The sequence below is a fragment of the Paraburkholderia caffeinilytica genome, assembly GCF_046030355.1.
GTDB lineage: Bacteria > Pseudomonadota > Gammaproteobacteria > Burkholderiales > Burkholderiaceae > Paraburkholderia > Paraburkholderia caffeinilytica_B.
The window spans coordinates 68,119-86,791 of sequence record NZ_JAQQCQ010000031.1 but is presented as its reverse complement, the minus strand read 5'-3'; the positions used below and the strand labels follow the sequence as shown (position 1 = coordinate 86,791).

General features: G+C 62.1%; 14 protein-coding genes and 1 pseudogene. 6 read left to right on the top strand and 9 right to left on the bottom strand.

From position 1 onward, the window contains the following. Nucleotides 1-609: 609 nt before the first annotated feature. The 4 genes from PQQ95_RS32630 to PQQ95_RS32615 all read right to left on the bottom strand — a co-directional run bounded on the left by PQQ95_RS32630 (nt 610) and on the right by PQQ95_RS32615 (nt 5,124). Nucleotides 610-1,563, bottom strand: a complete 954-nt coding sequence (locus tag PQQ95_RS32630; protein ID WP_408445437.1) for a patatin-like phospholipase family protein — start codon at nt 1,561-1,563, stop codon at nt 610-612. Nucleotides 1,564-1,585: 22 nt separating this feature from the next. Then, complete coding sequence (locus PQQ95_RS32625; RefSeq protein ID WP_408445434.1) at nt 1,586-2,137, bottom strand: hypothetical protein; 552 nt, start codon at nt 2,135-2,137, stop codon at nt 1,586-1,588. Between the two features lie 787 nt (nt 2,138-2,924). Then, nucleotides 2,925-4,115, bottom strand: a complete 1,191-nt coding sequence (locus PQQ95_RS32620) for an acyl-CoA dehydrogenase family protein (RefSeq protein ID WP_408445432.1) — start codon at nt 4,113-4,115, stop codon at nt 2,925-2,927. A 22-nt stretch (nt 4,116-4,137) separates the two neighbouring features. Continuing rightward, nucleotides 4,138-5,124 (bottom strand): ABC transporter substrate-binding protein, encoded by a 987-nt coding sequence (locus tag PQQ95_RS32615; protein WP_408445429.1) that lies wholly within the window; start codon nt 5,122-5,124, stop codon nt 4,138-4,140. Between the two features lie 198 nt (nt 5,125-5,322). Between PQQ95_RS32615 and PQQ95_RS32610 the strand changes: the two genes are divergently transcribed. Next, the gene (locus PQQ95_RS32610; RefSeq protein WP_408445454.1) at nt 5,323-6,234 is read left to right on the top strand and encodes a LysR family transcriptional regulator; all 912 of its coding nucleotides are present in this window, start codon (nt 5,323-5,325) and stop codon (nt 6,232-6,234) included. Nucleotides 6,235-6,264: 30 nt separating this feature from the next. On the opposite strand, the gene PQQ95_RS32605 is transcribed toward PQQ95_RS32610, so the two are convergent. The 4 genes and pseudogenes from PQQ95_RS32605 to PQQ95_RS32590 all read right to left on the bottom strand — a co-directional run bounded on the left by PQQ95_RS32605 (nt 6,265) and on the right by PQQ95_RS32590 (nt 9,952). Next, on the bottom strand, nt 6,265-7,866 hold the full coding sequence (locus tag PQQ95_RS32605) for a rhodanese-related sulfurtransferase (protein ID WP_408445427.1): 1,602 nt from the start codon (nt 7,864-7,866) through the stop codon (nt 6,265-6,267). Then, nucleotides 7,863-8,471: a cysteine dioxygenase family protein gene (locus PQQ95_RS32600; protein WP_408445424.1), complete on the bottom strand. Its 609-nt coding sequence runs from the start codon at nt 8,469-8,471 to the stop codon at nt 7,863-7,865. The genes PQQ95_RS32605 and PQQ95_RS32600 overlap by 4 nt, the downstream gene beginning before the upstream one ends. Nucleotides 8,472-8,656: 185 nt before the next feature. After that, a pseudogene (locus tag PQQ95_RS32595) lies at nt 8,657-8,842 on the bottom strand (class II aldolase/adducin family protein); the annotation flags it as partial. Between the two features lie 30 nt (nt 8,843-8,872). Further along, complete coding sequence (locus PQQ95_RS32590) at nt 8,873-9,952, bottom strand: LLM class flavin-dependent oxidoreductase (RefSeq protein ID WP_408445421.1); 1,080 nt, start codon at nt 9,950-9,952, stop codon at nt 8,873-8,875. A 1,056-nt stretch (nt 9,953-11,008) separates the two neighbouring features. Between PQQ95_RS32590 and PQQ95_RS32585 the strand changes: the two genes are divergently transcribed. The 3 genes from PQQ95_RS32585 to PQQ95_RS32575 all read left to right on the top strand — a co-directional run bounded on the left by PQQ95_RS32585 (nt 11,009) and on the right by PQQ95_RS32575 (nt 13,500). Continuing rightward, nucleotides 11,009-12,004: an LLM class flavin-dependent oxidoreductase gene (locus PQQ95_RS32585; protein WP_408445418.1), complete on the top strand. Its 996-nt coding sequence runs from the start codon at nt 11,009-11,011 to the stop codon at nt 12,002-12,004. A 448-nt stretch (nt 12,005-12,452) separates the two neighbouring features. Next, nucleotides 12,453-12,941: a hypothetical protein gene (locus PQQ95_RS32580; protein WP_408445415.1), complete on the top strand. Its 489-nt coding sequence runs from the start codon at nt 12,453-12,455 to the stop codon at nt 12,939-12,941. Then, nucleotides 12,931-13,500: a hypothetical protein gene (locus PQQ95_RS32575; protein ID WP_408445414.1), complete on the top strand. Its 570-nt coding sequence runs from the start codon at nt 12,931-12,933 to the stop codon at nt 13,498-13,500. Before PQQ95_RS32580 ends, PQQ95_RS32575 begins: the two co-directional genes overlap by 11 nt. Before the next feature lie 346 nt (nt 13,501-13,846). Here the strand turns inward: PQQ95_RS32575 and PQQ95_RS32570 are convergent, their stop codons facing one another. Next, entirely contained in the window at nt 13,847-15,037 is a 1,191-nt protein-coding gene (locus PQQ95_RS32570) for an alpha/beta fold hydrolase (protein ID WP_408445412.1), read from the bottom strand. Between the two features lie 616 nt (nt 15,038-15,653). On the opposite strand from PQQ95_RS32570, the gene glgC reads away from it, so the two are divergent. Continuing rightward, nucleotides 15,654-16,919, top strand: coding sequence for a glucose-1-phosphate adenylyltransferase (glgC, locus tag PQQ95_RS32565; RefSeq protein WP_408445409.1), 1,266 nt, complete (start codon nt 15,654-15,656; stop codon nt 16,917-16,919). 117 nt (nt 16,920-17,036) lie between these two features. Continuing rightward, nucleotides 17,037-18,497: a glycogen synthase GlgA gene (gene glgA / locus PQQ95_RS32560; protein WP_408445406.1), complete on the top strand. Its 1,461-nt coding sequence runs from the start codon at nt 17,037-17,039 to the stop codon at nt 18,495-18,497. Nucleotides 18,498-18,673: the final 176 nt, after the last annotated feature.

The window sequence follows — 18,673 nt, the reverse complement described above, 5'->3', positions numbered from 1 at the left end:
ATCTGGAATCCGAGCCCTCGCACATTCAACCGCAGTGACAAAGCCATCATCAGCTCCCACTCCGCACTACGTGCGTCGCGGACGGGTCTGCCAGGGAAACCAGGAGCGTCGGTTCAGTCTGTGGGTGCCATCGGCTGCGCCTCGGCGACGCACCTCCGCACCCCTCTAGGAACCCCATTCAAACACCAGGTTGGTGTACTCCAATCACCGTCTCGGGCTAGGACACGAGCGCTAAAACACGGTGATTGGTTTTATGAACTACGCTTCGGCGCGCGCAGCGCCGCCGGAAGTATGACGCCTTTGTCACTGGCGCCGAATGTGCGAGAACACAGATTCCAGATGCACCACTACCCTTGGAAAACCAAGGTGCCCGCTTAGCATTAGCGGTTTGAGCCGCTTTCTTTGCTTATCTTTCTTTGCGGCGGCAAAGAAAGTAAGTGCCTGCCCCGCACAGGGGCGAACGCTAATAAACCATTGGCAATTCAAGGAAAGGCCAAAGCCCGAGGCACACAGCCAACAAGCGCCACACAGGCAATTAACCAAAAAAAATCCCAACACCGCAAGCACACAGAAAAAAAGCGCCGCACAGGCAAAATCAAAACCAAAACCTCACTCAACCCCCAACCGCGCCCGAATCGCCGGCAACATAAACTCCACCGCCGCGCGCCCCTCCTCGATCGCCGGCCCGGCGCGATGAAAATCAAAAATCCCCATCCCGCCCAGCCGGGGCTGAATCAAAATATCCGCCGGCTCACCGGCAAGACGGCTCCGCGAAATCCGCACCTGCATGATGTCGATGCTCTGCGCGATCGAGCTCAGCATCGATGGCACGCGCGCACTCGGCGCCGGCGCCACGCGCACATCATCGGAGGCGCGCCCTTCGGCGGGTGCCAGCCAGCGCGGCCAGGGCTTCCCATTACGCCGCAGCGCGACCGGCGGCGGCGCATCCGGGTCGAGCGCCGGTGTATCGACCGCCGCGCCGCCGAAATCGCGGCCATTCAGAATATCGTTGTTCAGATCGATCGCGATCACGCAGTCCGCCCGCATGCCGCGCGCCACCGAAACCGGCACCGGATTGCTCAAGCCGCCGTCCACCAGCCACACGCCGTTGTGAAACACCGGCGTGAAAATCCCCGGAATCGCTATCGAGGCGCGCACCGCGTCGACCACGCTGCCGTCCTGCAACCAGCTCTCGCGGCCCGTGTCGAGTTCGGTGGCCACCGCCGCGAACGGCATGTTCAACTGCGCGATCGAACGGCCGTCGAATTTATCCGCGAATATCTGGATCACCTTACGCCCGCCGAGCAAGCCGCCCGAAAAACGCAAATCGAGCAGCCGCACCACCGTCTGCCAGGTGAGCCGCGAGACCCACTCCTCCAGCCAGTCGAGGTCGCCGTTCGCGTAGATCGCGCCCACCAGCGCGCCAATCGACGTGCCGCACACGACATCCGGCCTGATGCCCGCATCATGCAACGCGCGAATCGCGCCGATATGCGCCCAGCCCCGTGCGGCACCGCCTCCCAACACCAGCCCGATCCGGCTGTATTGACGTCGACGTATCATGTGTTTCCCCGCCGTTTTTCGGCTATCGCCCGCGTATCACGTCCGAGCGAGATGTCGTATATACCTTCTGATATTGATCGAAATGCACGTTGAAAATGCCTTCTACGGTCACGCCGCCCTCACGCCACTTCCAGCTCCATACGGTTTCCGGTTTGAGCGGAAATACGGCGATCTGCCCAGGCTTGCCAAGCAGGCGGCGCACTTCGTCTTCGCTCATGCCGATGCGAATTTTCCCGAAGTTGTCGGCGGTCAGCACCTGCGTGATAGCTTGCAGTTTGCCGTCACGGTCGATGTCGACCATGTACGTGTTCAGTCCTTGCGGGCCACGCGGATATTCGAAGCGTTTTGAGCCATCGGTGAATGTGCGCTCGGTTTCCGGCTTGCCCATCTGATCGCGAATCTGCGCCTCCGTCGTGACGCCCGGCGTCATGTTCTTGAGCAACAACGCGTCCGGCTTGACGGCGTTGAAGAATTCCTTGAGTTTTTGCACGGCACGGTCGCTCTGTTGGTCGTCGCAGCCGGCCAGTGCAACGCATGCAGCCAGCAAGGCGACGGTAAGCAGTTTGAGGCTCACAGCAAGTTCCTGTACGGGTGCGACGCGGCAATCCGCGCGCATCCCGTTGTGTATGATGTACTACAGGATAACCGCGCCCGGAAAAAACCGCGAGCGAGGGCGGCAACGCGGCTGAGGCCATGGACATGCAGCGTGATTGACGGTGGGATGCGATGGCGCGGCAAGGCCGTAGAAAAACTTGCAGGAAGATGCTGGCAAGCGCATGCCCGAAGGCGAAGGCCGCAAAACGTGTTGCAGCAGGCACGGTAAAAGGGGCGAAAACCCGCGGCAGCCCCAAAAAACCGTCGCCACAAGCAAAAAGGCGACGCTGTGCAAAGCGTCGCCGAGTCGGTCGATACGGTCAAACCGGAAATAAACAGCGGCCAAACAGCCGCCTGAAACGCAGTATCGGGACGACGCGCAGCGGTCCGGTCCCGGGCGAAGCGGTCAGAGACCTTGGCCTCTGACCTCGCGCCCTCGCCGGAATGACGAACCGCTGCTTGTTTGGCCGCCCTGGTCCCTCGATAAGCCTTCCAAGTGCAGCTAATCTAAACGGATTGGCGAATTAAAACGAGAGCGCGTTTACACCGAATCGGCAGAGGATTTGCAGTGAGTCGTGCAAGCGCCGCGCCCGGTTGGTGCGACGCTTGCACAGTTCTCCTTATGCGCCGACATTCGCAGTGAAACCCGCACCCTCGCTGCAGCACCGAATCATTCTGCCGCGTGTAAATTCACGCGTACAGCATCGCGACGGTATGTGTCGTATCAGCGGCAGTGCGCCCGGCTTGCGCAAAGGTAGCGCAATTTCCTACGCGCGGACAAACGCAGCAAAACCAGCACGCCCTGCCCCCTCCAACACCGAATCGTTCTGCAGCGTATGAATCCGCGCGCACAGCACGTCGCGATAATGACGTTCGAGCGCATTGTCCCGGCTCAGGCCAGGATTGCCGCTCGCCTCGACGGCCAGTTGCACCGCCTCGATGGCCTGATTCGTCACCGTGTATTTGACGAGCGGCGCTTCGTCGAGTGTCACGTGTTCAGCATGCGCGCCGGCATCGAGTAACACGCGATTGCTGAACAGCAGTGCGTCGATGCGGCCGAGCGTCTGCTGAAACGCGGGCAGGCTCGCGAGCGGCGCGCCGAGATTACCGGGCGTGCGTTCAGCGGCCCATTGCGCGAACCAGTCGCGCGCCGCCCGTGCGACGCCGTCATAGACCGCCGACAACAACACGCTCATCCACGCGAAGCCAAGTGCATCGAGCCCGGCACCCGGCTCGCCGGGCAAATGGACGTCAACCGCATGAGCCGCCGGCACAAACACATTGTCGAACACGAGTTCGTGACTGCCCGTGGCGCGCATGCCGAGATGATTCCACGCGCTGCCAACTCGCACGCCCGGCGTGTCCCGACGCACCAGCCACACGCCAACGCGCGGCGGCGTCTCATCGCTGCGCGCCCACACCGCGAGCCACGTGAGGCCGGGGCTGCCGGTCGAATAGAGCTTGCTGCCGTCGATGATCCAGCCGTCGGCGCTGCGCTTCGCGATAGTCGATGGCAAGCCGCCGCGTGCCGGCGTGCCCAGCTCGGGTTCGACGCGCAGCGAGTTGATCAGCGCGCCCTCGTGCACCGCGTCGCGGGCCACACGTTCACGCAATTCGACAGGCCAATGCGGGTTGCCCTGCAAACGATGATGAAACAGGTACTGCATCACCAGAACCAACGCCGTGGACGGCTCGCCGCGCGCCACCGCGCGCACCACTTTCAAGGCCTGCGGCAAGCTCGCCCCCGCGCCGCCAAGCGAGGCGGGCACCGTCAACGAGAGTAGATCGAATTCGTGCAGGCGCGCCAGGTTGGCGTGCGGAAATTCCGCCGTGCGGTCATAGTGAGCCGCACCGGCAACAAACTCGCTCGTGAGCCGTGCGAGCAATGCGTCGAACGCATCGCTATCGAGCGGCGGATGACGGCGCGTCACCGCGCTTTCGGCAATCGGGGCGTTCATAGGAGGACTCCGGCAAGCCGCATCAAGGCAACGGGAAGCTGCGGTCGAAGCTCGTGCGCACGTCGAGATGCGCACGAATCACGTTAGCGGCTTCATACGTATCGGCGGTACGCTGCTGCGCGGCGACGACGCTGTCGTCGATCGTCACCGGATGCACCTGGCCGCGCTGATAGACGGTTTTCAGCACATCGGTCGGCAGACCCGTGACTTTCGACTGCATCGCCGCCACTTCGTCGGGATGCGACAGCGCCCAGCGCTGGCCAATCGCCACGCGTCGCAGGAAGTCGGCAAGTTGCGCACGCTTGTCCGCGATCGCGCGTTCGGTTGCGACCTGATAACTGAGCCCTTCGGACAGGCCTACGCCGTTGGCGATGATGCGATCGTGATCGCGTGCCTCGCTGAGTGCGGTGTAGGGGTCCCACACCGACCATGCGTCGACGCTGCCCGAGGCCAGCGCCGCCTTCGCATCGGCGGGGGCGAGGAACACAAAGGTGACGTCGGCGACCGGCACATTGGCCTTCTTCAGCGCGGCAAGCGCGAGATAGTGGCCGATCGAACCGCGCGTCGTGGCAATGCGCTTACCCTTCAGGCTCGCAGCGTCGTTCAACGGTGATTGCGCGCCGACAACGATCGCCAGATCCAGCGGATTCGATCGGGTTGCCGCGACCGCACGGACTCGCGCACCGGCTGCGAGCGCGAACACGAGGGGCGCATCGCCCAGCCCGCCGACATCCACCGCGCCGGCATTCAGCGCTTCGCCGAGCGGCTGCGCGGCGGGAAAATTGAACCACTCGATCTTGTACGGCAGATCCTTCAGTTGTCCGGATGCTTCGAGAATGCCGCGTGTTTGCAAGGACTGGTCGCCGACTTTTAGCACAGGCAAATCCGCTGCATAAGACTGCGTTGTGCAAACGGACGCGCACAGTGCAAGCACTGCCGCGCCGAGCGGTTTGAGCAACGCACGTTGCAAGACGGATGAAACGGAGAACGAAGAACGGGAAGTCGTCATGGTTGCGATTACGTCGTGGCATTCGGAATGATGTGTCATCGACGATAAGGCACACCTCTGTATAAGACAAACGCATTATTCTGCTAAGCAAATATGCGAATTTTCTTGCGCGGCGGGGCGTGCGCGCACGTCGATACGGGTATCATCGAACGCACGAATCTTGCGCGCCGTTGCGCACTCATCAAGTCACCGCTCACCATGAAGATCGACGAAATCGACGCCTACGTCACCGCCATCCGCTGTCAGTCGTTGCAACAGGCGGCGCTCTCACTCGGGCTCACGCAACCGGCAATCACGCGCCGCCTGCAGAATTTCGAAGAGGCGCTCGGCGTCGAACTGCTCGACCGCAATACGCGTCCGCTCAAGGCGACTGCAACGGGCCGCATCGTCTATGAACAATGCCGCGTGATTCAGCGCGAACTCGACGTGCTGCGCGAGATCGTCGCCACCGACACGCCGCCGGTCGGCACGCTACGCCTCGGCGTCGCGCAGACCATTGCCGATATCGCGCTGACCGATGCGATGCGTGGCCTCAAGTCGGCTTATCCGGATCTGCAAGCGCGGGCGTCGACCGGTTGGGGCAGCCAGCTTCTGCAACGCGTCGAGCAGGGTGAACTCGACGCCGCCGCGATCCTGCTGCCGAGCAACAAGACCTTCGGCGAGACCTTGTCGGCCCGCTCGCTTGGCCGCGTCAAACTGGCGGTGGTCGCGCAGAAAGGCATGCTGAAAAAGCGCGCGCATACACTGGCGGAATGCCAGTCGATCGGGTGGGTGTTGAATCCGGATGGATGTGGCTTTCGCGATGGCCTGCAACGCGCGCTGACGGGTCTCGGACTCGCGCTCAAGCTCAATCTGGAAACGCTCGGCACCGAACTGCAATTGCAGCTCGTCGCTGACGGCAACGGCCTCGGCCTCGTGCCGTTACCGCTGCTGCAGGCCAGCGCTCACGCGAACGCACTCGATATCGTATCGATCAACGACTTCAAGCCGCTCATCGATATCTGGCTCGTGCATCCGCGCGTGCTGGGTAAATTGCAACAGCCCGTGGAGCGCTTCGGCGCGGCGATCGAGCGGCAATTCAAGGAAGCGCGCGCGCAGCGCGCGGCTTGAGCAGCCGCACGCCTATTGCCACCATCGCCATCAGATCACGCGAAAACCGTGTGTTCCATCGCGCCCAAGCTGGGCAACGAGGCCGTACTCCCACTCCAGATACGCATTCATCGCTTCGCGCGCGTTATCGGTTCCCTCATACGGCCGGCGATACCGATCGATGCGCGGCGACGCCAGACGCGTCTCGCCACTTTCGACGGCCAGGCCTGCTTCGATCCACGCGCTGGTGCCGCCGCTTAGCACGTGCACTGGCTTCCCCGTCAGCGCTGCCAACTCGGGCGCGGCAAAGCGCGCAAGAAGACTGCTGCCGCAGGTCACCACATAACGTTGCGCATCCGGCAACTTGTGCAATGCTTCCCCGAGTTGCCCGCGAATCGCGAACCACGCGCCGGGAATATGGCGCTTCACATAGTTCGCGCTGGTCGTGAAGTCCAGCACGACCGTGCCGGGCGATTGCAACAGCGTCACCAGTCCGGCCGGCGTGATTTCATCGACAGCAGGCGGCGTGGGTGCATAACGCGCGGCAGGCGCGGCGCCCTTTTCGCTGAAGTCCGCGTTGCCCAGCCCGTCCACCACATAGACCTCGACGTTCATCTGCGCGAGCCAGGAGGCCGTCATGTTCGCGCGCACGCCGTCGTTGTCGGCGAGGATCACGCGTGCGCCGCGCACCGGCGCGAACATGTCGGTCTCCTGCACGAGTTGACCGCCCGGCGCATTGCGAAAGCCGGGTACGTGGCCCGCTTCATACTCTTCCGGTGTACGCACGTCGAAACGATAGACGGTGCGTACCGCTTCATCGGCCCAGCGACGCGCTTCGTCGCGCGACGTGCGGCCCACCCTGGCGCGATCCGCCGCCCCGCGTGCGGAATCGGCAGCGGCGAGGCGAAGTGCGTCATCGGCAATCGGATCGAAGCGGCGCGTGCTGCCGTGCGCGAGCGCCTGGCCCGCAAGCGTCCAGCCGATGGTGCCATTGCGCAGCGCCGCAACCGGATTCGGCACGCCCGCATTGATCAGCGACTGCGCGCCGATGATGCTGCGCGTGCGCCCCGCGCAATTGACGATAATCCGTGTGGCGGGGTTCGGCGCAAGCTGCCGTGCGCGCAGCACCAGTTCCGCGCCCGGCACGCTGATGCTGCCGGGAATATTCATGGTCTGGTATTCATCGAAGCGGCGTGCGTCGAGCACCACCACATCGGCTTCGTGATCGAGCAGCGCCAGTACCTGCGGCGCACCCAGAGACGGCGTGTGGCGCTCGCTTTCGACCAGTTCGCCGAATGCCTTGCTCGGCACGTTGACGTCCTGGAACAGCTCTCCACCCGCTTCGCGCCAGCCTTGCAAGCCGTCCTCAAGCAATGCGACATCGGTATAGCCCAGCTCGCTCAACCGGCGCGCGGCGCGGTCGGCAAGCCCTTCACCGTCGTCGAATACGACGACCGGCACGTCGCGGCGCGGCAAGCGCACAGGCGCTTCCAGTTCGAGCCGCGACAACGACAGATTGGCCGCGAACAGCGGATGGCTGCGCGCATGCGGATCCTCTTCCCGCACATCCACGAGCGCGATTTCCTCGCGCTCAAGCAGCGCGCGGCGCACGTCTTTGAATGATCGGATACGGAACGCTTTAGTGACACTCATGAGATCAGGGACTCCTTCGAAACATTCCAGATATTCGGCAACACGTCGTTCGAGTAGCCGGAGATAAAGGTCTTACGGCCTCCGCCGGCCGGGTAGACGGAACGCGTCACCGCGCCAATGTTTCCACCGTACACGTGAATGCTGATCGACGTACGATCGCGAAAAGCATTACTCACGCGATGGATATCGCCGATGCGCGGCGAGACGGCATCCACCGTGCCGGCATCGAGGCGCTTTGCCGCCCCGGCTTCCTCCAGCGCGCCGTCCGGCGTGACGTGATACCCCTGAGCAATTTCCGCACCACGCAATACGCCGATCAAGCCCCACACAGTGTGATCGTGCACCGGCGTCGACTGCCCCGGTCCCCATACAAAACTGACAATTGAAAACCGCTGCCGCGAATCCGCGTGCAACAGAAATTGCTGATAGCGCTCGGGATCGGGTTGCGCGAAGGCGTCGGGCAACCAGTCGTCGTGGGCAATCAGGTCGCGCAGCGCGGCGCCGCCTGCTTCGAGCAGATGGGCTTCAGGCGCCTGTTCGTCGACGAGCGACGCAATCCGGCCGACGAACGCGCGCAGCCGGTCCGGTCTCAAAGCTTGAGTCATCGAATGGTCAAAAGGTAAGTGAGTTTGAATCGCTTACGCACCGCGGGCGGGCGCGACATTGAAGGTATCGGTCCATAACGGTGCGACGAATACAGGCGGATCGGTTTTATCGCTTGCCGCCGGCGTAGTGGTAGCGGCGGCTGTCGAAATCAGGCGCGTGCCTGCTGCGCCATGCACCGCCGCCGATCCGACACGCGAATGCGGTTGAAGTGCTTGCCGAACGGATTGACCGAGAAGTGATCGGGCCACTGCGGATCGCCCGCGGTGATGTGGCCAGCCAGACCTTGATCGAAACCATAGCGGGCCAGCAGGCGAAACGCCACGGCGAGCCGTTCCTGCCGATAGCGCCGTTCGTCCGCGATGCTGGCGCGCAGCGGACAGATCGGTCATCGTGACGCCGCTCAGGCGGCCACGCGCTCGACGCGCGCGATCCGTTCGCGAGTGGCCGGAATCAGTTCGCGGCCATAGTCGACGGCGTCTTCGAGCGGATCGAAGCCGCGCACGAGGAAGGTCGACACGCCGAGCGCGTAGTACTCCGCGAGCGTTTCGGCGACCTGTTCCGGTGTGCCGACCAGCGCGGTCGAATTCGAGCGTCCGCCGATTTCCTTGGCGACGCCGGTCCACAAGCGCTCATCGACGCGATCCGACTCACCCGATGCCGCGAGCAGCCGCCGCGCGCCTTCGCTTTGCGCCGGGCCGCCGACACCGAGTCCTTGCGCCGCGCGCAGCCGCCGGGTTTCCTCGAGGATATGCTCCGCGCGTTCCCACGCGGCGCCTTCGGTAGCGGCGAGGATGGGCCGGAACGACACGGAAAAGCGCACGTTACGGCCGTGTTTCGCCGCTTCGGCACGCACGCGGGTCACTTGTTCGCGCACTTGCGCCTTCGATTCGCCCCAAAGCGCGTAGACGTCCGCATGACGTCCGGCGATTTCGAGCGCGGGCGCCGACGCGCCGCCGAAATACACGGGGATATGGGGTTGCTGCACCGGCTTCACTTCGGAGAAGCCTTGTTCGAAACGATAGTACTGACCGTGATGATCGAAGGGTTTCGCTTCGGTCCAGATGCGGCGCAGGATGTGCAGGTATTCGTCGGTGCGCGCGTAGCGCTCGTCATGCGACAGGTAATCGCCATCGCGGCGTTGTTCGGCGTCGTCGCCGCCGGAGATGATGTGGACGGCGAGACGGCCGCCGGAATAGTGATCGAGTGTCGCCAGTTGACGCGCGGCGAGCGTGGGCGAAACAAAACCTGGGCGATGGGCGAGCATGAAGTGCACTTTGCTCGTGACGCTGGCCGCGTGCGCGACGGTGAGGAGCGCGTCGGGGCTCGTCGAATGATGCGGCACGAGGATGCGATCGAAGCCCGCGGCCTCGTGAGCGCGGGCGAATTGCTCCACGTAGTCGATGTCGATGACCGGACCTTGCGGGGCGTGGGTCTCGGACACCTTGCGGGTCTGGATCATGCCGATGAATTCGATGGACACGATGGTGTCTCCCAGGGTGGTTTTTTGCCCGGCTGGGCGGTGGCTTTTCTGGATGGATGCGGTGCTTTGTTCGAGGGGGTTAAGGTAGCAGCGCTACATGCGGTTGTTAAATATTGATCGGACATATGTATATCGGAATTGCATGTAACGGGAGGGGGTTGGCTGCGCTGGGGTTGGCTGCGCTGGGGTTGGCTGCGCTGGGGTTGTTTGTCTGTAGGCCTGCGGCGTTGGCCTTTCCTTGTTTTCTTATTGGTTTATTAGTGTCGCCCCTGTGCGGGGCGGCACTTACTTCTCTTTGCCGCCGCAAAGAGAAGTAAGCAAGAGAAAGCGGCTCACACCGCTAATTCTTAAGCGGGTCCCCCGCGCAGTTACGGTAGTGGTGCATCTGGAATCGGTGTTCTCGCACATTCGGCGCCAGTGACAAAGGCGTCATACTTCCGGCGGCGCTGCGCGCGCCGTGGCGTACTTCATAAAACCAATCATCGTGTTTTAGCGCTCGTGTCCTAGCCCGAGACGGTGATTGGAGTACACCAACCTGGTGTTTGAATGGGGGTTCCTGGGGAGAGTACGGAGGTGCATCGCCGAGGCGAAGCCGATGGCTCTCACAGACTGAACCGAAGTCTCTGGTTTCCCATGCAGACCCATCCGCGACGCACGCAGTGCGGAGTGGGAACTGATGACCGCCTGGTCACTACCGCCGAATGTGCGAGAACACGGATTCCAGATGCACCACTACCGTAGCTGCGCGGGTGACCCGCTTATGCGCTAGCGGTGTGAGCCGCTTTCTCTTGCTTACTTCTCTTTGCGGCGGCAAAGAGAAGTAAGTGCCGCCCCGCACAGGGGCGACACTAATAGACCAATAACAAAACAAGGAAAGGCCAAAAGAACCCAAACCAAGAAAATCCCAACGCCGCAGGCAAACATCCCCCGCCGAAGGCAACAACCCAAAACCCCCTTCCACGAACGTGGACATCCCCCCACCCTCAGCAGAAAACCAAAACCTTTGCCACAATGCCCCATCGCGCGAAAGCGCCCGAAACATCACATGAACAGAAAATGATCCCCTTCTCGGTCCTGGACCTCTCGCCGGTCAATGCTGGCGCCACCCCCGCGGACGCGTTCAAAAACACACTGGACCTCGCCCAGCACGCTGAAAACTGGAACTACCGCCGCTTCTGGCTGGCGGAACACCACAACATGACCGGCATCGCCAGCGCGGCCACCGCTGTCGTGATCGGCCACGTTGCCGGCGGCACCAGGAAAATCCGTGTCGGTTCCGGCGGCGTCATGCTGCCGAACCATGCGCCGCTCGTCATCGCGGAACAGTTCGGTACCCTCGCCTCGCTCTATCCGGATCGTATCGACCTGGGCCTCGGCCGCGCACCCGGTACCGATCAAAGCACCGCCCGCGCGCTGCGCCGCGATCTGCAAAATAGCGCAGAGTCGTTCCCCGACGACGTCGTCGAGTTGCAACGCTATTTCGCCGACCCCGTGCCGGGTCAGCGCATTCGCGCAGTCCCCGGCGCAGGGCTCCATGTGCCGCTGTGGCTGCTAGGCTCGTCGCTGTACAGCGCGCAACTGGCGGCCGCGCTCGGTCTGCCGTTCGCGTTCGCGTCGCACTTCGCACCCGATCACATGTTCACCGCGCTGAAGGTCTATCGCGAGCAATTCCGTCCGTCGGCGACGCTCGACAAACCGTACGCCATGGTCGGCGTCAATCTGTTCGCCGCCGATAGCAACGACGAAGCGCGGCGTCTGTTCACGTCGCTGCAGCAGCAATTCATCAATCTGCGGCGCGGCACGCCCGGTCAGTTGCAGCCGCCGGTCGAGCGGGTCGAAGCATCGGAGATGGAGTTGAACGGCATCGCGCATTCGCTCGCCTGCTCCGTGATCGGCGATCGCGATACGGTCCGCGAAGGACTGCTGTCGGTCATCGATCAGACCGGTGCGGATGAGTTGATGCTGACCGCGCAAATCTACGATCACCAAGCACGGCTGCGTTCGTTCGAGATCGGCGCGCAAGTGCGTGATGAGTTAGGTGCCCGTAAGTAACAACGCAGGCAAGTAACAAAAAAGGGGGGCCTGTATCAACGCAGGCCGCCCTTCTTTTTTGTCGAACGGTTGCCGGCCCTGGACACACGAGCATCGGGTCGCCCAGTCGCAACACACGCGCCGAAACTCATCGATTGGCCGGCACCGCTGCCAACCCATCGAGCAGCGCCTTATGAAACGCCTGTGGATCCTCCCGATGGGCGGCGGATCTGGCTGTTGCAAGTTATCGTCATCAGGAAGCCTATCTCTAGCGCCGAACGCTGTTGTGAAAGGACCTGGCGACATGCCAGCTTCGCAGATTTCGCGATGGATTCAATGGTACGCTGAGGCCTCAGATGTGGGCATGGGAACATCTGCCCATATCTCACTGATACGGTCAATATATCGACTGTGCCGACAGGCGTTGGCGTGCCGCAGTGAGCACATTGTGACAACACAAGGATAGCAAGTGGCTGAACCGAAAACTGAAGACGCAGGTTTTTCTTCCGTCGAGTATGTGCAGCGCGTCACGACCTTTTTGGGAGAAGTGAGTGGCTGGTGTAGAGAGCGTGGCCTAACCGTGGAACGCGACGCTGTAACGCTCAGTGAAGAGCAAATGGCCCAATATGATGCCCCGTGCCTTTACATATCGAAGGACGGAGTATCAGTGGCCAAGATCCTGCCTGCCGGATCAAAAATCATCGGCGCGCACGGAAGAGTGGACCTGATTGGCCGTGTGACGAGACATGCGTTCCTTTTCTATGTTGGAAAAGGTCCGGCGTTTTCGACGCAAACTATCATTGGTGGAAAAACTGTAACGTCATCGTCGACACCCATGCTTTCTGGAGTCGACGGAGAGGGCTGGTACTGGATTGAGGCCAGGGTACGTCGGGCAAAGCGCGTAGAAGAAAGTCTGTTTCTTGATCTGCTCACGGACGTTTCCGACTATGAATTTTAATAATCCACTGGATCCCGTCTATAAGGCATTTGCTGTCGCGAACGATTGCTTCAAAGTCGCCACGCGCACGATTCAAATCCAGCACGAAGAACTCATTCGGCGCACACAGTTCATTGGGGCAACGCCGGAGGAAGCAAATACCGCCCTTGAAGACGCAGCAAAGCAAGCAGCTGACCTGGCCATTTTGGCGTTGTTCGCCACATTCGAGCGCTTCGTCATCGAGCATCTGCAAACGGCGAACCGTCTGCTGGCCGCAGGATATCCGCAGCAGTATGCCAACAAGCTGGCAGAAAAGTTCGAAAGTGAAGTTGAGTACTGGAGGTTTGGTGAGATTCTCAACCTTTTCAAAGGCGAAGTTGACTCTGATCTCATCGGGCAGGTGAAGCAAATCAAGCAATATCGCGACTGGATCGCACACCAAAACCCAAGCAAGCCAACCCCGACGCAGGCCACGCCGGAAACCGCCTTCGATGTCTTAACCAAGATGATCGAGCAAATCCGGCAGACCCACACTCCTCCGCCGGAAGAGGAAGCGGTCGAGGCCGCCGCATCGGCATAAGCTAATAGTGGGAGAGTCTGTCGCGAAGCAGCTCTAACATTCGCACGCTTCAGATCCGCGCAAACAAGTGTTAGCCATAAAGTGCATGGCGGGTGCTGCCTAATGTCCGAACTTTCGCTTTGCCTGCATGTAAAGGTAGCGAATCCTCCTGTGGTAAATGGCTGGTGCCAATTTAGGAGCGGACGTAATCGATCCAAGGAAAAACGGCTGCACCTGGCCGACTACAGCCTGTCCGAAAACTGTCTCCCCGGGAAATTCGAAGGACCTGAAAATGGCCAGCAAGCAGTTTCGCCTTGTGGTGAGCGACACAGGAATACGGTAACCGGACAGAAAGCCGTTTGAACGCTCACCGATTGGCCGGCACCGCCGCCAACCCATCGAGCAGCGCCTTATGAAACGCCTGTGGGTCCTGCATCTGCGGCGCATGCCCCAATTCGGCGAATTCGACGAGCGTCGCGTGCGGAATCGCCTTCGCGGCGGCCTTGCCCAGCTCGGGGTAATGGCCAATTTTCGCTCGCACGTCAGGGGGCGCTACATCCTTGCCAATCGCGGTCGTGTCCTTCTGGCCGATCAGCAGTAACGTCGGCATGCTCAGGTGGCTCAGCTCGTACACCACCGGCTGGGTGTAAATCATGTCGTAGAGCAAGGCGGAATTCCACGCCACGATCTGTTTGCCGGGGCCGCGGTACATCCCCGCCAGCATCTGCACCCACGGCTCATAGTCGGCGCGCCATTGGCCGGCGTAATAGGTCGCCTGCTCGTAACGGCGAATGCTGTCCGCAGTCGTCTTCAGTTCGCGCTCGTACCATTGATCGACCGATAGCGACGGCACGCCCTTCGCCTTCCAGTCCTCAAGCCCGATCGGATTGACCAGCACCAGTTGCTGCGTTTCACGCGGATACATCAGTGCATAGCGGATCGCGAGCATGCCGCCCGTCGAATGGCCGATCATCGTCGCATCGGTCACGCCGAGCGATTCGAGCAACGCATGCGTATTGCGCGCCAGTTGCTGAAAGCTGTATTGATAGTGCTCGGGTTTGCTCGATTTGCAAAAGCCGATCTGATCCGGGGCGATCACCCTGTAGCCGGCGTCGCTCAGGCGATGGATGGTCGCGTCCCAGGTCGCCGCGCAGAAGTTCTTGCCGTGCAGCAACACGGCCGTGCGCCCGTTCGCGTGCTCTGGCTTGATATCGATGTACGCCATGTGCAGCGCCACGCCCTGTGAGGTGAAGGCGTATTGCCCGACCGGCGCCGGATAGTTGAAGCCCTGCAACTCGGGACCGTACGCCGGACCGCTGTCGTCGGCGGTTGATGCCGGAACGGCGCCGGCAGTCCCGGAACCGGGCTGGCTAACAGGGCTAACCGGGCTACCAGGATGACCCGAACGGCCCGAACCAGCCGAACTACCCGGACTACCCCAACTACCTTGACTACCCGCAACGGCGCCGCTACCCGGCGTGACGGCGAAAGCACCGGGCGTAACGGCTAGCACGCAGGCGCTCAAGATGACAGACAAAGACTGACGTTGGAAACTCATCGATCGTTTCTTGCAAAGAGAAATCAGCATGAAGCATACAGACCACGTGCGCCGGCAAGCCAGCGCCCGCACCCCGTTCAGAGCGGACGATTCTACGATGCGCCGCCGGACTCTGTCGCCAGACTCTGCTGCCATGCGCGCATGGCTCGTACCGGCACCGGCCGGTGTGGCACGCATATTGCGAAGAAGGTTCGCCTTACGCCCTATGTGTCGTGGCGCACGGATACGTCCCGTGCAAGGGTTGATCGTTCGCAAAGCGGCCGCGCGAACAGCATCCGCACAATTCACACTATTCGCCCGCGGCAAATCGGTGCTAGAACTAGCAGACGGGCTCGCGAAGACAAAAGCCGCCTGGCAGCACGAAGCAATAACGCAGGGCGAAAAAACAAGACCATCCGGGGAATACCAATCAGCAACTATCTTGCATGGGACCGGAGTAAGCCCGATGGGGCTGGAGTCAGGGCTAGGCATGGGGCTGGAGTCAGCGCAAAGCGCCAACGCCAGTCGACAGCCCAAGCGTCAACTCCGGCCGACAATGCTCACTCTGGATCGATGCGCTGCATGGGACAGGGGTAAGCGCCAAAGCGCTAACGCCTGTCAACAAAAGGAGACAGACATGGAAACTCCGGCACGGTTGAACGATCTGCAACGCACCACTCTGGCCATCGTCCTCGCGGGCGGACGGGGCACGCGGCTCGGGCCGCTCACCAACAAGCGCGTCAAACCGGCGGTACACTTCGGCGGCAAGTACCGGATCATCGACTTCGCGCTCTCCAATTGCCTGAACTCCGGCATCCGCCGCATCGCGGTGGTCACGCAATACAAGGCACACTCGCTGTTGCGCCATCTGCAGCGCGGCTGGGGCTTCCTGCGCGGCGAATTCGGCGAATTCATCGATCTGTGGCCGGCGCAACAGCGCGTGGAAGGCGCGCACTGGTATCGCGGCACCGCGGACGCCGTGTTCCAGAATCTCGACATCATCCGCTCGATCCGGCCGAAATACGTGGTGGTGCTGGCGGGCGACCACATCTACAAGATGGACTACACGCGCATGATCGCGGATCACGCGGAGAGCGGCGCGGATTGCACGGTCGGCTGCATCGAGGTGCCGCGTATGGACGCCGTGGCCTTCGGCGTGATGCATGTGGATGAAAACCGGCGCGTGACCGGCTTCGTCGAAAAACCCGCCGATCCGCCCGCCATGCCGGGCCGCCCGGATTCGGCGCTCGCCAGCATGGGCATCTACGTGTTCAGCGCCGATTACCTGTATTCGCTGCTCGAAGAGAACATCTCGAGCGCCGATACCGATCACGACTTCGGCAAGGACATCCTGCCGCGTGTCGTCACACAGGGCACGGCGATCGCGCATCCGTTCAGCATGTCCTGCGTGTCGTCGGACCCGAACGTGGAGCCGTACTGGCGCGACGTCGGCACGATCGACGCCTACTGGGCAGCCAACCTCGACCTCGCCTCCACCATCCCGACCCTCGATCTGTACGACCGCAGCTGGCCGATCTGGACGTATCAGGAACAGCTGCCGCCTGCCAAGTTCGTACGCGACATGAAAGGTTTGCAGGGCTCCGGCAACAATCTGATCGTGTGCGGTGGCTGCGTCATTTCCGGCTCGCAGATTTCGCGCTCGGTGTTGTCGTCGAACGTCAAAGTGAGTTCGTTCTGTAACATCAATGAGGCAGTCTTGTTGCCGCAGGTCACCGTGGGCGCGAGTTGCCGGCTGCAAAAAGTGGTGATCGACCGCGGCTGCACCATTCCGGACGGCACGATCATCGGCGAAGATCCGGTCGCGGACGCCGAGCGCTTCTATCGCACCGACGACGGCGTGGTGCTGGTCACGCCGGAGGCATTGCGGCAGAAGGGAACATGATCAAGCCTCGCCGGACGGCAAAGCGAACGGGCCGGCGGAACTGCACGCCGGTCCGGCCGCTCATGGTGAACTGACGCAAACCCGCACTCCCGCACCAACAGGAACGAGACCGAGCCTATGACGATTCGCGCCCTGCACGTCGCAAGCGAGCTGTATCCCCTCCTCAAAACGGGCGGTCTTGCCGACGTCGCGGGCGCATTGCCGCCCGCGCTGATCGAGCGCGGCGCCGATGTGCGGGTGCTGCTGCCCGGTTTTCCGGCGGTAGTCGCCGGCTTGACCGACTTGCGGCCGGTGGCGCAACTGGGCCGCCGTTTCGATTCGCCGGGCGTCACGCTCGAACAGGGCACGCTGCCGTCGAACGGCCTGATCGTCTACGTCATCCGCGCCGGCTCGCTGTACGACCGGCCCGGCAACCCCTATCTGAACGACGAACACGTACCGTACGGCGACAATGCGCAACGTTTCGCCCTGCTCGGCTGGGTCGCGGCCCAACTGGCGCAGCACCTCGACCCGGCGTGGGCGCCGCAGATCGTCCACGCGCACGACTGGCATGCCGGACTCGCGCCCGCCTATCTGAAGGCGGCTGAACGGCAGCACGGCCGCTCGTTCGCGCGCAGCGTCTTCACGGTGCACAACCTCGCGTATCAGGGGGTTTTTCCGGCGCATCAGTTCGGTCAGCTGGCATTACCGGACGACTTCTTCAACATGCGCGGCGTCGAGTTCTATGGGCAGTTATCGTTCCTGAAGGCAGGCCTCTTCTACAGCGACCGTATTACCACCGTCAGCCCGACCTACGCCCGCGAAATCCAGACACTCGCCCAGGGTGGCGGGCTCGATGGGTTGTTGCGCCATCGCTCGCACGATCTGAGCGGCATCCTGAACGGCGTCGACTACTCGGTATGGAATCCCGCCACCGACGCGCTGCTCGACGATCACTACACGGCCACCCGCCTGGCCGGCAAACTGGCATGCAAGGAGGCGCTGCAGAAGCGTTTCGGCCTCGCGCAGAAAAGCGATGCGCTGCTGTTCGGCGTGGTAAGCCGGTTAACCGAACAGAAGGGCCTCGACCTGCTGCTCGAAACGGTGCCCGAAATTGTCAAACGCGGCGGTCAGCTGGTGGTGTTCGGCACCGGCGACCCGGCGCTCGAAAACGGTTTGAAACGCGTCGCGCACATGCATCCGGAATCGGTGGCGGTTGAACTGGGTTTCGACGAAACCCTCGCGCATACGATCATCGCGGGCAGCGACGTGATCGCGGTGCCGTCGCGATTCGAGCCCTGCGGACTCACGCAACTGTATGCGCTGGCTTACGGGTCGCTGCCGCTCGTGCATTGCGTCGGCGGTCTGGCGGACACGGTTGTGGACGCGTCGCTCGAAAATCTCGCCGAGGATCTGGCCACCGGTTTCGTATTCGAACGATTCGAGCCGAAGGGTCTGGCGGCTGCGATCCGCCGCGCGTTTGCGCTCTACGACCGGCGTACCGAGTGGAAAGCCACGCAACGTCGCGCGATGCATCAGGATTTCGGCTGGGGCGCCTCGGCCGAGCGCTACCTGGCGCTGTATAGGGAACTCGTCTGAGAGTCGGCCCCACCCTCCCCTATTTGATGGTTCGACGCAACAAGCCGGGGACGGATCAACTCGCGCGTGACAAACTCATGTATTGTTTCCTCACGATGCAGATCGCGCATTTTTCTTGCACCATCTGGAACAGTCACGCCGCTTGAGACGCCCGGCCCAGGCCGGTCTGTTACCGC